Source organism: Wolbachia endosymbiont (group A) of Scambus nigricans, from assembly GCF_947251485.1.
GTDB lineage: Bacteria > Pseudomonadota > Alphaproteobacteria > Rickettsiales > Anaplasmataceae > Wolbachia > Wolbachia pipientis.
This window is the reverse complement of sequence record NZ_OX366356.1, coordinates 739,698-755,728: the sequence shown is the minus strand read 5'-3', so window position 1 is coordinate 755,728 and position 16,031 is coordinate 739,698. Positions and strand designations below refer to the sequence as shown.

Sequence of the window (16,031 nt, the reverse complement as noted above, 5' to 3'; positions counted from 1 at the left end):
TAGTGGAGTTTCATGGAAGATACAGTAAAAATAACGGCTGAAGAGTTGAAGGGTTACATAGAGAGAATCGAAAAACTTGAACAAGAAAAGAGGGATGTGCAAGATCACATTCGTGATGTATATGCAAAAGCCGCAGATGAAGGTTGGGATATAAAAGTGATGAAACAAATTATTAGGCTGAGGAAGATGGATGATGATGACAGAGAGGAACAAGAAATATTGCTTGATACCTATAAACGTGCATTGGGAATGAGCTACGAAGAAGAGTTAAGTGAATAGCAGAATTGTAATTGGAATAAGTGGAGCATCTGGTTCTATTTACGGTGTGCGTATTTTAGAAGCGTTGAAAGACGTCGATTATGAAACTCATTTAGTGATAAGTCGTGCTGGGAAAGTAACTTTAGCTCACGAGATTAAAGAAAAACTTGAAGATATTACATCACTTGCAGATTTTTACTATTCTGAAGAAAAGATTGGAGAAAAAATAGCAAGCGGCTCATTTAAAACCTCAGGGATGATTGTAGCACCATGCTCTATGAAGACAATGTCTGAAATCGCATCAGGTGTTACTTCCAATCTATTGACAAGGGCTGCAGATGTAACGCTAAAAGAAAGAAGAAAGTTAGTTCTTATGGTGCGAGAGTCACCACTGCATCTTGGGCATTTACAAAATATGTTAAAATTAACGGAGATGGGAGCAATAATTGCTCCACCAGTGCCTGCTTTTTATATTAAACCGAAATCGTTGGATGATATTATTAATCATTCTGTTGGCAAAGTATTGGATTTATTTGATATCAAATTACCCGACTTTAAGGAGTGGCAAGGAAGTGACAATTATTATTGATGGTAAAAAAATAGCAAACGACCTATGTGAGAGGCTATCACAAAAAATTGATATTTTAAAGAGAGAGTATAACATTTTTCCTTGCCTGAAAGTAATTCTCATGGGTAGCAATCCAGCAAGTCAGGTTTATGTTCGCAACAAACAGAAAAAAGCAGAATCAATAGGCATAAGTTCTGAGACCATTGTTTTGCCTAATAATATTTTAGAAGATGAATTGATTGAGAAAATCAATGAGTTAAATGAAGATCCATCTGTGCATGGCATTTTAGTACAGTTGCCTTTACCAAATCATATTAGTGCAAGCAGAGTAATTAACACAGTAAGTGTTGAAAAAGATGTAGATGGCTTTCATGATGAAAACGTTGGCAAATTAGTTAAAGGTGAAAAAAACTGTCTTATACCTTGCACTCCTAAAGGTTCTTTGCATTTAATTAAGTCAATTGAAGAGAACCTTTCCGGTAAAAACGCAGTGGTAATTGGTAGGTCAAATATCGTGGGCAAGCCAACGTTTTACCTGCTATTGCAAGAAAACTGCACTGTCACCATCTTGCATTCACAAAGCAAGGATTTAGCTGAATATTGCTCTAAAGCGGATATAGTAGTTGCAGCAGTCGGAAAGCCAAATTTTGTTCAAGCAGACTGGATAAAGAAAGGTGCAATAGTGATCGATGTTGGCATAAATAGCGTTAACGTAGGAAAGCTTGTAGGTGATGTTGACTTTGAAGGAATAAAAGGGAAAGCCAAAGCTATGACCCCAGTACCCGGGGGTGTTGGCCCAATGACCATTGCATTTCTAATGATGAACACTGTTATTGCTGCTTGCTTGCAAAAGGGAGTTGATGCTTCTGATTTCATTAGTTGAGGTATGAAGAGGAAAGCTATATGAAGATAGAATGTACCATATCACAATTAATAAAAAATTGAGATTTTTGAAATTCCTCAGTAGTCAAATTTATTAAATATTTAGGATCATCATCTATTCTTTTTTCTCTACAAGTACAGCTAAAGTGGCTTAGGTTTACCTACAATTTGAAAAACAACAAATTCGTCATTCCGCTACTCGTTAGCGGAATCTATGCTGAGATACCGCGGCGGTATGACGTAGGGAAACCTTTCTTGGGTTAGCTATAGTTAGTGGAATTGCAAAGTTTCTAGGCATAAAAAGCTTTGAACCTAATATATGAGCCAAACTTGATTTTCCAACCGTAGATACACCTGTAATAAAAATAATAGTCTTCATTTTGTGAATTTACTTGCTATATGAACTATCGGAGAAATTTTTTTATAGTTTATAGTATCTGACCTTACCCAGAAAAAGTGGAGAGAAAGTGTGGAATGTTTTTTACAAAAAGAATGATGCATCAAATTGTTCTGGAATGCAATAGTTATAGCTCTTTTAAAAAAAAATATTTTACTCTTTTTGACTGGCCAGGGCTTTTTTTAAAATGTCTCTTTCTCTTGTTACTTTTGCTAACTCTTTCTGTAAATCAAATCTCTCTTTGTCATAAGGTGCTACATCTGGAAATGCATTTGCCGCTGACTTTTTTTCGTTATATTTCTTCATCCATTTTCCTAATACACTATCCCTTATTCCTAGATCTCTTGCTACTTTTGCAACTGGTTGACCTACCTTTCTTTGTTCATTTGCCAGTTTAACAGCTTCCAATTTGAATTCTGCCGTATATTCTCTTGCCATTTCTAATCCTCCAAAATTTTATTTTACCAAAAAAAACTCTTTTCTTTCTCTCCACTTTTTCTGGGTAAGGTCAATATACCAGTGCCGAAAATAGTTGACAAAGATTGTGTATACTTATTACAACTGTTTGGGTACCAGAAGTTTTTACGGCAACAAAGTATGCACTAACTATAAGTAAGGAAGACTTTAAGCAGGCAATAAAAAAAATGAAGGAACGTTTAAAAGAGATTAAAGGAGAGAAGAAAAAGGTAAAAGGGAATACGGCAGAAAATGAATCTTATTACAAATAGCATCAAGGGCTTTTATTCTAGTGTTAAATCGGACCTAGATTGGCAAGCCAAACGTAGTCTTGTTAGGACATTAGTAAAAGAAGTCAACATTGATCTTGATAAAGTAGATGTAGTATTTAAGATCAAAGAACTTGAAAACCCCGCCCAGAATGGACAAAATCAAAAGATGGTACATTGTCTAAGGGGTCTGGGCACTGGGATGACATCTTTTTTCTTGGTGCAAATTACTCTTATGTCTCAATATTTGTACAGTTGTGTTATCGGCCGTTTGATGTTTACAACGCAGGAAGTTCATACGGTTGTAAGTCAAGCGGTAGGATGACAAGATTTTGCAAGGGTATTTTTTTTATAGGAGATTAATATGGAAATTTTTCTTGATAGCGTTGATTTAAATGAAATTAAAGAACTAAAGGAGTTCATTGACGGCATAACAACTAATCCTTCTTTAATAGCAAAGTCCGGGCGTAAAGATAAATACGAGGATTTAGTGCGTGAAATATGCTCTATTATAAAAGGGCCTGTTAGTGTTGAAGTTGTTGCAGATAGACATGAAGAGATGATCACAGAGGGTCTGAATTTAGCAAAAATTGCTGATAATGTTGTGATCAAATTACCTCTTATACATGAAGGATTAATTTCTTGTAAAAAGTTATGGACAGAGCATAAAATACCTGTTAACATCACATTATGTTTTTCTCCTGGACAAGCACTGCTTGCCGCTAAGGTCGGTGCTTGTTTTATTTCCCCCTTTGTTGGTCGCCTTGATGATATAAGCTATGATGGCTTATCGCTAATAGAAGATATATGTACTATATATTCTAATTACGGTTTTGATACTAAAGTTCTTGTTGCATCAGTGAGAAGCCCAGCGCATGTAATAGAAGCTGCAAGGCTTGGTGCTGATTCAATTACTGTGCCAGCAAAAGTACTTAGACAATTAATTAATCACCCACTTACTGACCAAGGGCTAGCAATATTTGAAAAAGACTGGGGTGTAAAATAATGGACGGTTACAAATGAACATAAAAATTGGCGTATCCGTTCAGGCAATGGCGTCAACTTAAGAGCCTTCATTAGCAAACTCTCCTAAAGACATGATGGCGTTTTCTACCTTATTGCGGCTGCCCTGGTCGAATTTTAACTTTATAGCTAACCCAAGAAAGGTTTCCCTACATCATACCGCCGCGGCGCTAACGAGTAGCGGAATGACGAATTTGTTGTTTTTCAAATTGTAGGTAAACCTAAAGCTATAGAAAAAAAGAAGAACCAGTTTCTTAGTTCTTCATTGACATAATCCACTCCATATGCCATAATAAAATTTTATATCTTGGAGAAGGAAATGACATTAAGGTTAATACTACAAGAAGTCAACAGTAGTCCAGACCTGAGTGCAGAAAATGTAGTTGAGAAAATCAAAGATGAACTACAGCAGAAGCTTCCAGATATCTACAGTGAGTGGGAAAGTAACCAGTTTGATATAAATCACACATTTGAAGTACTTAATTGTGGTTTATTACTTATAGCAGCTAAAAATGGTTGTGGAAAAGTAGTAAAACACCTAATAAAAAGCGGGGCTAATGTTAATGTACAAGATGTATGGAAAAAAACCTCTTTACATTATTCTGCTCAGTATGGGTATACGCAAGTAGTAGAAGTTTTGCTAGAAGAGGGAGCAGACGTTAATGCACAAGATGAAGATAAAGAGATTCCTTTACATGTAGCTGCTGGCAAAAGAGATATAGAAATAGTGCAAATGTTATTGGAGAAAGTGGCAAATGTTAATCTACAGGATAAATCTGGAGGAACTGCTTTGCACTATGCTACATGTAATGCTAACATATGTACTCCTATGAAGGATGATAGTGCAGCAAAGATAGCGGGACTTTTATTACAAAGAGGAGTAGATGTTAATATAAAAGACGAGGATGGAAAAACTCCTTTGCATTATGCTATTTGGTTATGAACTTATACAAACAATAGAAATGCTATTTAAAAAAGGTGCAGATGCTAATATAAAAGACAAGGATGGAAGGGCACCTTTATACTATGCTACTCTTAGTTATAGTTACCGTAATATAAGGTTAGGAGGAAAACTGCTACTAGATTGTGACACAACTTTACTAGGTAATTTTTATGAACCTTACAAACCTAGTCCAAGGATGGCAAAACTCCTGCTAAATTATGGTGCAAATCCATCATGCATCCATAGACCTAAAGCTATAACAGCAGGAATTACTGTGGGTGTTATATCTGCTGTTGTAGTTCCACTAGTATAGCTCTTTTTACAATAATCCGAACAGACCGTAATATGCTACTGGCCTGCTATAGCCATAAACACATATCTTATCGCATTCGGACTATTATAAGAAAGGCTATACCTGCCTATGCCACTGCATTACCTGCACTAGCAATAATTGGAATTACTGTAGCATCTGTACTGATAGTTGGTGGTATTACCTATGGAGTTGCATATAAGTCATCAGAGCATTCATTAAACAGTAAGCTAAGTGAGGTTAGCTGCAGTAATGTTGATGGAAATAAACAAACTGTATAACCATAATTATTAGTTCACCACAGTAACCGCACCATGGCAGTGTTTGTATTTCTTTCCGGAGTTGCAAGGACATTTGTCATTTCTTGAGACTTTGGGAAGTCTGCTATTTCTAGCAGAATGTAACCTATTGCCTATCTCTTGGTTGTCTGGCAACTTAAAGTGTGCTAAGCGGTGAATGGTGAGTTCCTTCCATTTTTCAAGCATTGACTCAAACATCAAGAAAGCTTCGCGTTTAAATTCATTCAGTGGATCTTTCTGCCCCATAGCACGTAAGCTTATGCTTTGTCTTAGGCTCTCTAGAACTGAAAGGTGTTCCCTCCATAAATGATCAAGTGTCATTATCATCATTTGCTTCACGATCGTATTCCACAAATCTGTAGTGTGCTGACTGTTGAAATATTTTTCTTTCTCAGTAAAAAATTCTTGTATCTTATCATTTATATAATTCAAAGCTTCTTGTTTATTCAAAAACTTTGCCAAGTCTTCTTTATCAAGCGTTATTCCATACCTTGTATGGAATTCTTTGGCTATATCTTCAACATAATCTTCGTAATAGCCACTTTGGATTATACCTTCTACTACGCTCTCATTTACTTCGCTATACACTTCAAATATATCATTAATTTCGTTGCCTAAGATATTGTTTCTCTGCTTAAAAATAACTTTACGTTGGTTATTGATTACGTCATCAAACTTAAGTAGAGATTTCCGCACGTCATAGTTTCTAGCTTCAACTTTCTTTTGCGCTTTCTCGAGTGCCTTATTGATCCATGGATGATGAATAGCTTCGTTATTCTTTAACCCTACTTTTTGTAAAAAGCTTCTCATTCTATCAGAGCCAAATATTCTCATTAGGTCATCTTCGAGCGATAAAAAGAACTTAGAAAGTCCAGGATCCCCCTGACGACCAGAACGGCCGCGTAATTGATCATCTATTCTCCTGCTTTCATGTCTTTCGGTTCCAACCACACATAAACCACCAGCTTTTATAGCAATTTCCTTATCTTTTTTTACTCTTTCAACTATTTCTTGGTATTTTTTTTCTCTTTCATCAGCATTTTTTATCTTCTTTAGCTCCACCTTTGCAATCATTTCAGCATTTCCACCAAGCTGAATATCAGTTCCACGTCCTGCCATGTTAGTTGCTATAGTGATACTACCTGGCACTCCAGCTTGCGCTATTATGTACGCCTCTTGTTCATGATAACGAGCATTCAACACTGAATGCTTAAGAGAATGGCTTTGCAAAAGCGCAGAAAGCTTCTCAGAGTTTTCGATGCTTACCGTGCCAACAAGGACCGGTTGAAGGCGTTTGTAGCATTCTTCTATAAACTTCAACACAGCATTAAATTTTTCTTTTCCTGTGCCATAAATTTCATCATCAATATCAACTCTTTTTACAGGTACATTGGTTGGAATTTTTACTACATTTAATCTGTATATATCACGAAACTCTTCTGCCTCTGTTGCTGCTGTTCCCGTCATTCCGGAAAGTTTATTGTACATACGAAAGTAATTCTGAAATGTGACCGATGCTAAAGTTTGGTTTTCATGCTGAATTTCAAGATTCTCCTTCGCTTCAAGTGCCTGATGAAGACCATCGGAATATCTCCTGCCCTCCATCATACGCCCAGTAAATTCATCAATAATCACTACCTTGCCATCCTTTACTATATAATCTTTATCAGCAGTGAACAGCTTATGTGCACGTAATGCTTGGTCCATATAATGAGTCATTATCATGCTGTCAGTATCATAGAGCGAGGAATTTTCAGGAATGAGATTGTATGATCTTAGTAGTTCCTCCACTCGTGAAATACCATCTTCAGTCAAGAATACCGTTCTACCTTTTTCATCTACTTCATAATCAGAGTCAACTAATTTGGTTACTATTTTATTGATATGCTTATATATCTGATTGTTTTCCTCAACCGGGCCAGAAATAATAAGCGGAGTGCGAGCTTCATCAATGAGTATTGAGTCCACTTCATCAACTATTCCGTAGTGAAAGCCTCTCTGAACCATGTCTTCTTGAGAAAATTTCATATTGTCTCGCAGGTAATCAAAGGCAAGCTCGTTATTTGTGGAATACAAGATATCTGCACTGTAAGCCTCTTTCCTCTCTTCGTCTGTCAAGTTATTCGTAATAAACGCAACAGAAACCCCAAGAGAATTATATAATTTGCTCATCCACTCTGTGTCTCGTTTTGCAAGATAGTCGTTAACAGTTACGACGTGCACGCCTTTTCCTTCTAAAGAATTAAGGTATGCAGCTAAAGTTGCAACGAGTGTCTTTCCCTCTCCTGTTTTCATTTCTGATATCATGCCATTATGAAGCACCATTCCACCAATTAGCTGGACATCAAAATGTTTCATATTAAGGAATCGTCGAGAGGCTTCACGCACAACTGCAAATGCAGGTACGAGAAGATCATTTAACGTTTTCCCATTTTTCAATTCTCGTTTGAATTCTTCAGTTTTACCAGCAAGCTCCTCATCAGATAAGCTCTGCATTTCTGTTTCTAATGCATTTATTTGCTGAACAATTTTCCTAAAGGATTTTATTATCTTCTTGTTTGTGGAACCAAATATCTTTCTTATAAAAAAGAATGACAACGTAAAAATGAAAAATATAAGAATGGCTGTCAAAATTAGCGGAGAATCTAGCATAAACTTAAGTAAAGTCTTATTTAATATGAGATTATATTACTAAATGCAGCCTGCGGCAATGATATATTAGATTTAGGGAATCTTTGGAAAGTCTTTTTTAAATCAAGAATTAAGAGTTTGCCAGGCAATTCCTACCCTCGAAGGCCTTCTATCAAAATATTGAAGATACCGTTGTATTATTTTAGGTATTTGGTAATCTTTAATTCTAGACTAAATAAATTTATTGCAGCCTGTATGGGGTAACTAGTTATGCACGGTAATATCTATCAGTTAAAGGTATTGATGCTGTTTTTGCATCGCGGAGTACTTTATCAGCATTCTTTTCGCTTAGGTACAGAAATAGAAGAAGCCCAAAAGTTTGATGATTTAGTGTTTGCATATACCCAGGGTAGTAAGAAAGCATACCACTTTTTGCAGGCTAAACACACACAAGCTGAAGATAGTAGAAAAATTGAAGTAGGGGACTTACTTACACAAAATAAAAATGGCGAATTTAGGTTAGCAAAGTATTTCATCTCTTATCTAAAGATTAAAAATAATCAAGATTTTGCAGATGGTAACCTGAAAGATTTTATTATCTGCACTAATATCGATTTTGATCTGGATCAAAGCACAGCACAAAACACAGTGAAGAAGTTGAAGGTAAAAACTTCAGGACCAAACAATGAAATAGAAATTTTAGTTGAAGTAATCGACACTAGTGATGTCTTTTTTAAAGACGGCGGCACTAGATATAAGTTCTCTTGTATTCATAATAATATGATTTCGGTAGTGCAACCGGCATTTGAGAGTGCTGTGGAAGAGACGATAGCAGAATTAGAAAAGGAGATAGAAAAACTTCAAAGTAAATCAGATCAGGATTCAAAAAGGAAATTGGGAAGAAATCAAAAGTGGCAAAACGAATTTAAACAAATAATAAAGAGCAGGTTAGAAGAGAGTATAAAAGAATTTTTTGATAAATTAGTATTTGCAGTAAATCAGCCGAATGAGATGAAACTAGCGGAAATCATTAAGAATGAGCTGGGCGAGCAATTTAATGATATTGACAGAAAAAATGTTTACGCTCGCTTCCAAGAAAAAATGCTAGATTGGCTGAAAGAAAAAGGGAGACGTTTTCTTACACATGAAGATGGAAGAGAATTCTTTCGCAAGATGAAAGAAGAAATCTTAGGAGGCTTTCGATTTGAGGTGAGAAATCCAGTAGGATCGTTTACTGGAAGAAAAACAGAGCTAGAAAAACTGCATGAGTCAATACAAGAGAGTCAAGGTGTAGCCACAGTAATATCGCAACTGGTTTCTATCAGTGGGTTGGGAGGAATAGGTAAGACTGAGTTAGTCAGAAAATATATTGAAGAACACAATAAAGATTACGATCACAACATTATATGGGTAAATGCTGCAACCTATGAAACCATGGTGCGGTCTTTTCTGAAGTTGGCTAATGAACTTTTAGGCATTCCTACAGAAGATAGGGATATTGAATCTATTGTAAGAGATATATACGCTTTTTTTGCCAAGAGAAAAAGTCTCTTTGTTTTCGATAATGCAGAAGAATATAGAAGTGAAGGTCAAGATGCTGGTATTAGTCAATTCTTACCGTCCCACTTTTTATCATCTGATGATAATAAACCTAGTGTTTTGATTACCTCTCGTAATCAGAAATGGGGAGATATAAAATCATTAACATTGGGTGCATTTACTGAACCAGAATCAATGGACTTCATTAGAAAAGCACTAGGTATAAAAGATGAATCACAAGAAAATGAAATAAAGAATTTAGCAGAAACATTACAGCATTTTCCTTTAGCTCTGCAGCAGGCAGTTGTATACATAAAAGAAAGGGATATAGCATTAAAGAATGTAGGCTTGAAGTTTGAAATTAGTGATTATTTAAAGAGATATAAAAAGGAAGCAGAAAAATTACTTGATTTTAAGTTTCCTAAAGACAGCGACAATAGCTACACCAAGACAACTTTTATAACCTGGAAAATTACTATTAATAAAATCAAAGACAACGCAGAGTATGGCCAGCAAGCCAAAGAAATTTTAGATATTATCGCCTATATTGCCTCTGACAATATTCCTGTAGAAATGTTTTTAGGATTAGAACGCAATAGAGAAAAGTTAGGTGATGCTATCCAACTACTTAAGCAATATTCAATGATCAACTCAGGAGAAGAGCAAAGTTCAGTCAACGTTCACAGGTTAGTGCAGCAAGTAACAAGAATAGAGTTAGAAAAACAAGGCAAAGACAAAGTTGTGAAAAAGACTTTTGAGTTACTGGAAGAAAGCTTCCCTTATGGTAGTGACAAATTAGAAGATTATGCTAAGAAACGACAGTTGTTACCACATTTAGAAACGTTCTTATCACATATAGATGATTGGCTAGAAAAAAATCCTTTAGAAAAGCAAACAATAGAGAAGTATTATCTTGAAGATTTGTTAATATGTATGGATGATGGATACCATGACTTGGGTAATCCCAGAAGACAAAAGGAGTTGCTTGAGCGGGCTTTACCTATTTTTGAGAAACATTACGGCCCTGATCACCCTGAAGTTGCCAAACTACTGGCAGACTTATGTGACGTTTATGGTGCTCTAGGTGACCACAAGAAACAAAAGGAATTGTTTGAACGGGCTTCATCCATCTTTAAGAAACATTATGGCCCTGATCATCCGGAAGTTGTGAAACTATTGGCAGAACTAGATGATATTTAGGTTTTTAGCAATACTAGACTAACAACAACTCATTTGAGCTACACTTCCAAAACTAACCTGTTTGGATCTTCTATATAATTTTTTATTTTAATGAGGAAAGTTACTGCTCCTTTGCCATCAACTATTCTGTGGTCGTAAGAGAGGGCAATGTACATCATAGGTCTGATTTCTACTGCATTACCAACAGCAACTGGCCTGTTTTGTATTGAATGCATTCCAAGTATTCCAGATTGCGGAGGGTTTATTATCGGAGTGGAAAGAAGTGAACCGTATACTCCACCGTTTGAGATGGTAAATGTTGCACCTTCCATTTCTGATACTTGTAATTTACCCTCACGAGCTTTTTTGCCAAGAGCAACTAAAGTCAACTCAATTTCTGCAGATGACATCTGATCGGCACCCCGAATAACTGGTACAACAAGACCTTTATCGGTGCCAACAGCAACACCTACGTCATAGTAATGTTTATATATGATTTCATCGCCTGAGATTTCAGCGTTAATTTCAGCAATTTCTTTCAATGCTTGCACCGCTGCCTTTATAAAAAACGACATAAAACCAAGTTTTATTCCATATTTTTTTTCAAAGGCGTCCTTATATTTTGCTCTTAGATCCATGACATTCTTCATGTCAATTTCATTGAACGTGGTCAGTATTGCAGCAGTATTTTGCGATGCTTTCAAACGAGCGGCAATTACTTGCCTTATTTTGCTCATTTTTACTCGTTCCTCTCTTTGCTCTCCATTTACTACACTTTTTGGCAATTCATATTGTTTTATTGCAGGTTGTTCAGCTTTGTTCATATGACCTATCACATCTGCTTTTGTTATTCTGCCTCCCATGCCAGTTCCTTTGACGCTTTCTGCACTGATTGCATTTTCTTCCATAATTTTACGAGCTGATGGAGCATCTTTTTTAGCAGCACTTTCGCTTTTATCTTCTTTTCTCGCTTCCTCTTTTACTTCTCCCATGGAAAGCTTCGCTAACAATTGATCAGGACTTATTACATCATCTTCTTTTATAAGAAATTCAGTTATTTGCCCTGAAGCTTCTGCAGTTAATTCGAGTGCTGTTTTGTCAGTTTCAATTTCAAAGATCAAGTCATCTACTTTTACTGCTTCTCCAATACCCTTCTTTATTTTTACTATACCTTCTGTAACTGATTCACCACCAAGAGTTTTTGGTGCTCTGATTTCTATAATTTTGCTCATAAAACAACTTCCGTATAAAACTTTCTATAGATTTATACATGAAAAGAGACATGTAATAAACTAATAAATTCATTGAGGCTCTTATCATTTAGAAGTGACAAACGGATAACATATTCCCAAATGTCATTCCAGCACGTGACGCTAGGCCATAAAAATTCCTTGACAAGCTTTGTCATCCCCCCTATCATGGTGCCGAAGCTATTTATTTATCTTCGCAATCTGTGCAGGTTAATGACAAAAAACTTAGGGTATTTGGCGTCTCATGTTTAATTTTTCGCACTACGTGCATCGCATGTCTTTAAAAATTTCTAGGTTTTTACCTATATAAGCTGAAACGCGCTTACAAAGCGTTTAAGACAGCAAAAAACGTCAAATTGACAAGGGAGAATTTGAATACTAGCTACCCTAGGGTTTCTTTGCCTTTTTTCCTGCTTGGTAAATTTCTTAAACACTTGCGGTGTAGGTTAGTTGCAAGTTAAAAGCAGCTAAATCGCTCTTAATCAAGCGTTTTAGAATAAAAAAAACGCCGATATTTTAGTACATAGTAAATAGCCAACCACCATGGGGCTTCTTTTGCCTTTTTTTTCATTTGGTAAATCTTTTAATATTTATAGCTAAACGACAACCGTCATCCCGCTGCTTGTTAGCGGGATCTAGAGATACCGTGACGGTATGACGGTTCGCGGTGGTATGACGATAAGGTTTATACCTTGTCATGCAAGTACTAGAATCCAGTAAGCTTATTTATGCATATAAAAGGTTATTATTTTGTAAAGTCAAAGTTGCTTTTGGTTTTAAGTTAAAGTACAATAAATGCAAAGGCTCATATAAACTGGATCCAAGTACTTGAATGACATCAGAGAGAGGGTAACCGAGGTTCATGCGATACACGCTACCAAAGTGTTTAAATAATTAATTAGGTTAAGGTTTGGTATTCAAACAGTTGTACACATGCTAGTCAAAATAGGTACCAGAGGAAGCAAGCTTGCAGTTGCCCAGGCTTTGGAAGCAAAACAAAAGTTGCTGGACTCTTTTCCTAACTTATCTATTGAAGTTGTTAAAATAAAAACTTCTGGAGATAAGTATGCAAACGCAAATCTTGCTGAAATAGGAGGCAAAGGATTATTCATTAAAGAAATTGAGACTGAATTGCTCGAAAATAATATAGACATGGCAGTTCATTCGCTAAAAGATATGCCTGCGTTTTTCTCAGGGGGTTTAACAATTCCTTGTGTTTTAGAAAGGCTAAGTTCATGCGATGCGTTTATTTCTCATAAACACAATAGCCTTGAGTCTTTGCCACAGCAGGCTACTATTGCCACTTCTTCAATAAGAAGAAAAGTTCAGTTGTTAAATGTTAGACCAGATCTAAATATAATATCGCTACGTGGAAATGTAACAACCAGATTGCAAAATCAAAGTTTTGATGGAATAATTCTAGCTGAAGCAGGACTCATAAGATTAGAAAAACATCACTTGATTACAGAGGTATTGCTACCAAAAGTTATGTTAAGTGCAGTGGGGCAGGGGGCGGTTTGTATTCAATGTAGAAGGAATGATGTAAAAATTATCGATCTTTTAGAGAAAATTAATAATAATATGTCTTTTGTAGGAGTGAAATCAGAGCGCAGTTTTATGAAGACAGTGAATGGTTCATGTTTTACACCACTTGCAGCTTTGGCTGAATATGTGAGCGAAAATATGCTACACCTTCGTTGTATGTTAGCAAGTGGAAAAAATATATACTTCACTGAGCGCACTTCATTTATAGAAGATGCGGAGAAAATGGGTATGGATGCAGGATTAGAGTTGAAATCAAAATGCTTATAAGCTTACCTAAAGTACGTGGAATCTATCGTTATGACATCTTAATGTCTAAAGCAACGTGGTTAAATGTCGGTGGACGAGCTGATATATTATTTAAACCACGTGATATTGAAGATTTAACATGCTTGATTAAAAACACTGAGTTGCCAGTTAGTGTTATTGGTGCAACATCCAACATAATAGTGCGAGATAGCGGCATTCGAGGAATAACAGTAAAATTAGGTAAGGAGTTTGCATATATTAAAAGTAAGGGTAACAACTCTATTGTTGCAGGCGGTGCTGCGCTGCTTAGTAACCTTGCTTACTTTGCAGGAGAGCAACAAATTAGTGGACTTGAGTTTCTAGTTGGAATTCCAGGAACAGTTGGTGGCGGAATAGAAATGAATGCAGGTGCATATGGTAGTGATATCGCAAGTGTTGTACAATCCATAAAAGCAGTGAATCTAGAGGATGGAAACCTATATGAGTTCTCCAGCGAAGAAATGGGGTATTTTTACCGTGGACATAGCCTAAAAGGAAATTGGATTTTTGTTGAAGCTGAGTTTAAAGGAGTAAACTCAGAGTATGAGCTTATACTGCAAAGGTTAAAGGAAGTTATTGAGAGGAAAAATAAAAGCCAGCCAATAAGAGGAAAAACTGCTGGGTGCATATTCAAAAATCCAAAAAACTACCGAGCATGGGAGTTAATTGATAAATCTGGCTGCCTAGGGTTAAATATTGGTGGAGCTAGAATCTCTAAGAAACATTGTAACTTCTTGCTCAATTACGATAATGCAACTGCATCTGACTTGGAAAACCTTGGCAACAAAGTAAAAGATGCAGTAAAGGATAAATTTAATGTTGAACTTGAGTGGGAAATAAGGGTTTTGGGTAGCTATTAGATAGTTTTTATAGCTTATGTATATTCGTTCAGGAGAACGGCAAATAAGGTAAACAAGTAATCTAAAAAAATAATCATAGAGAAACCGTGAGGTAATGTGGTTAATCTTGTAGAACTTTGCAAGAATCTAGAGAGAAAAATAGCAAAGTTATACCAATTCTCATTATTAGTGAATCAAATAAGCGATATTGTAGAGCTATAAAGTTCTTAATTAGTAACCGTTCACACTTAATTCTTCAATCTCACTAATAGAAAGGCCAGTAAATTTGACAATAGTGTTGACATCAACATTGTTAGCCAGCATTGCTTTTGCGACTTCAATTTTCCCTTCAATTTTCCCTTCAATTTTCCCTTCCTCTTTACCGATTTTGATGCCTCTTTCTTCGCCAATTTGGATGCCTTTTTCAGTAGCAAGATCAAGTCTGTATTCAAGAATGGCTTCTTCTTTCCGTAGATCCATTATTCTTTCTTCGTAAGCTACTAAATCTTTTTCATTCCAGCTAAACCTGTCTAATTCATCGTAGGCTAACTTTATTATTGGTGCTTTTTCTGCTATTTTCCTTAATTCTTCTTCCGTAGTTTCATCTGCATATTTGAAGAAAAATAACCAACGATCCACTATACTTTCTAGCTGTTCTTCCTTATTCTTAGGAAATTTAGGTAGTTCAATAAATACAAATTGAAAATCTTTTAAGTCATGCTCATTGGTTTTCTCATCTCTTATAGTGTGGCTGGATATATAATCAAGCTTATCAGGAAATAAATTACAATTAGAGATAGCAATAAAGAAAACCTTCTTTAAATCAATGTACTTACCAGATTTATCAGCTTGCCTTGAGTAAGCCTTAGCAGCATATAGTTGAGCTCGTTTTTCGAAGCCTTTATCGCGAGTGAGCTGCATTTCAATCACATACCTGGCCCCACTGGAATCCCTGCAAAGAACATCAACTATACTTTGCTTATCAGAGGCAATTTCAGGATCCATTATAGTACTGAGGAATTCCACTTCTTGTATAGTATTTATCTCGGTAAACCCTAAAATATCATTCAAAAAATGTATGAGAATATTCTTATTTTTTTCAGTGCCAAAGATTCTTTTAAAGGTTAAATCCAGCTTAGGGTCGAGAAACTTAGATAAAGCCATAGCCAAAGTGCTTAAAAATATTAATAATTATACACTATTATTAACAATTATTCAACCATATTTTTGAAGATAGCTATGCCGCCGCGAACCGTCATACCGCCGCGGTATCTCGGCATAGATTCCGCTAACAAGTAGCGGAATGACGATTGTGTATCGTGCTTTGCTAAAAAAAAATCACAGAATGCAGTCTGGTT

Annotated in this window: 15 protein-coding genes and 1 pseudogene; 12 read left to right on the top strand and 4 right to left on the bottom strand. The window is 36.0% G+C overall.

What is annotated here, in order from left to right; translation table 11 throughout:
• The first annotated feature begins 12 nt into the window (after positions 1-12).
• The 3 genes from OPR46_RS04280 to folD are packed head-to-tail and all read left to right on the top strand — an operon-like array spanning position 13 to position 1,709.
• Positions 13-279, top strand: coding sequence for a DUF2312 domain-containing protein (locus OPR46_RS04280; RefSeq protein WP_010082293.1), 267 nt, complete (start codon positions 13-15; stop codon positions 277-279).
• A complete protein-coding gene (locus tag OPR46_RS04275; RefSeq protein ID WP_010082294.1) occupies positions 272-847 on the top strand; it encodes a UbiX family flavin prenyltransferase in 576 nt (191 codons plus the stop codon). The genes OPR46_RS04280 and OPR46_RS04275 overlap by 8 nt, the downstream gene beginning before the upstream one ends.
• A complete protein-coding gene (gene folD, locus OPR46_RS04270; RefSeq protein WP_265042931.1) occupies positions 831-1,709 on the top strand; it encodes a bifunctional methylenetetrahydrofolate dehydrogenase/methenyltetrahydrofolate cyclohydrolase FolD in 879 nt (292 codons plus the stop codon). The genes OPR46_RS04275 and folD overlap by 17 nt, the downstream gene beginning before the upstream one ends.
• A 529-nt stretch (positions 1,710-2,238) precedes the next feature.
• Here the strand turns inward: folD and OPR46_RS04265 are convergent.
• Positions 2,239-2,543 (bottom strand): annotated as a pseudogene (locus tag OPR46_RS04265) (transposase); the annotation flags it as partial.
• Between the two features lie 104 nt (positions 2,544-2,647).
• Here OPR46_RS04265 and OPR46_RS04260 point away from each other — a divergent pair.
• The 6 genes from OPR46_RS04260 to OPR46_RS04235 all read left to right on the top strand — a co-directional run bounded on the left by OPR46_RS04260 (position 2,648) and on the right by OPR46_RS04235 (position 5,387).
• On the top strand, positions 2,648-2,833 hold the full coding sequence (locus tag OPR46_RS04260) for a hypothetical protein (RefSeq protein WP_265042929.1): 186 nt from the start codon (positions 2,648-2,650) through the stop codon (positions 2,831-2,833).
• Positions 2,814-3,155, top strand: a complete 342-nt coding sequence (locus OPR46_RS04255) for a hypothetical protein (protein WP_265042927.1) — start codon at positions 2,814-2,816, stop codon at positions 3,153-3,155. The genes OPR46_RS04260 and OPR46_RS04255 overlap by 20 nt, the downstream gene beginning before the upstream one ends.
• A gap of 39 nt (positions 3,156-3,194) precedes the next feature.
• Positions 3,195-3,836 (top strand): fructose-6-phosphate aldolase, encoded by a 642-nt coding sequence (gene fsa / locus OPR46_RS04250; protein WP_265042925.1) that lies wholly within the window; start codon positions 3,195-3,197, stop codon positions 3,834-3,836.
• Positions 3,837-4,172: 336 nt separating this feature from the next.
• Positions 4,173-4,796, top strand: coding sequence for an ankyrin repeat domain-containing protein (locus tag OPR46_RS04245; RefSeq protein ID WP_265042923.1), 624 nt, complete (start codon positions 4,173-4,175; stop codon positions 4,794-4,796).
• Positions 4,780-5,109, top strand: a complete 330-nt coding sequence (locus OPR46_RS04240; RefSeq protein ID WP_265042921.1) for a hypothetical protein — start codon at positions 4,780-4,782, stop codon at positions 5,107-5,109. Before OPR46_RS04245 ends, OPR46_RS04240 begins: the two co-directional genes overlap by 17 nt.
• A 32-nt stretch (positions 5,110-5,141) precedes the next feature.
• On the top strand, positions 5,142-5,387 hold the full coding sequence (locus OPR46_RS04235) for a hypothetical protein (RefSeq protein WP_265042919.1): 246 nt from the start codon (positions 5,142-5,144) through the stop codon (positions 5,385-5,387).
• 9 nt (positions 5,388-5,396) lie between these two features.
• On the opposite strand, the gene secA is transcribed toward OPR46_RS04235, so the two are convergent.
• Positions 5,397-8,057 carry a preprotein translocase subunit SecA gene (gene secA, locus OPR46_RS04230; RefSeq protein ID WP_265042917.1) on the bottom strand — a complete coding sequence of 887 codons (2,661 nt, stop codon included), beginning with the start codon at positions 8,055-8,057 and terminating at the stop codon, positions 5,397-5,399.
• A gap of 249 nt (positions 8,058-8,306) precedes the next feature.
• On the opposite strand from secA, the gene OPR46_RS04225 reads away from it, so the two are divergent.
• Entirely contained in the window at positions 8,307-10,775 is a 2,469-nt protein-coding gene (locus tag OPR46_RS04225) for a tetratricopeptide repeat protein (protein WP_265042915.1), read from the top strand.
• Positions 10,776-10,813: 38 nt separating this feature from the next.
• Here OPR46_RS04225 and odhB read toward each other — a convergent pair whose 3' ends face one another.
• A complete protein-coding gene (gene odhB / locus OPR46_RS04220; protein WP_265042913.1) occupies positions 10,814-11,986 on the bottom strand; it encodes a 2-oxoglutarate dehydrogenase complex dihydrolipoyllysine-residue succinyltransferase in 1,173 nt (390 codons plus the stop codon).
• A gap of 951 nt (positions 11,987-12,937) precedes the next feature.
• Here odhB and hemC point away from each other — a divergent pair.
• Together hemC and murB are read left to right on the top strand one after the other, a co-directional pair.
• Complete coding sequence (hemC, locus tag OPR46_RS04215) at positions 12,938-13,816, top strand: hydroxymethylbilane synthase (RefSeq protein ID WP_265042911.1); 879 nt, start codon at positions 12,938-12,940, stop codon at positions 13,814-13,816.
• Positions 13,807-14,694, top strand: a complete 888-nt coding sequence (gene murB / locus OPR46_RS04210; protein WP_265042909.1) for a UDP-N-acetylmuramate dehydrogenase — start codon at positions 13,807-13,809, stop codon at positions 14,692-14,694. Before hemC ends, murB begins: the two co-directional genes overlap by 10 nt.
• A gap of 210 nt (positions 14,695-14,904) precedes the next feature.
• On the opposite strand, the gene OPR46_RS04205 is transcribed toward murB, so the two are convergent.
• A complete protein-coding gene (locus OPR46_RS04205; protein ID WP_265042907.1) occupies positions 14,905-15,837 on the bottom strand; it encodes an Rpn family recombination-promoting nuclease/putative transposase in 933 nt (310 codons plus the stop codon).
• Between the last annotated feature and the right edge of the window lie 194 nt (positions 15,838-16,031).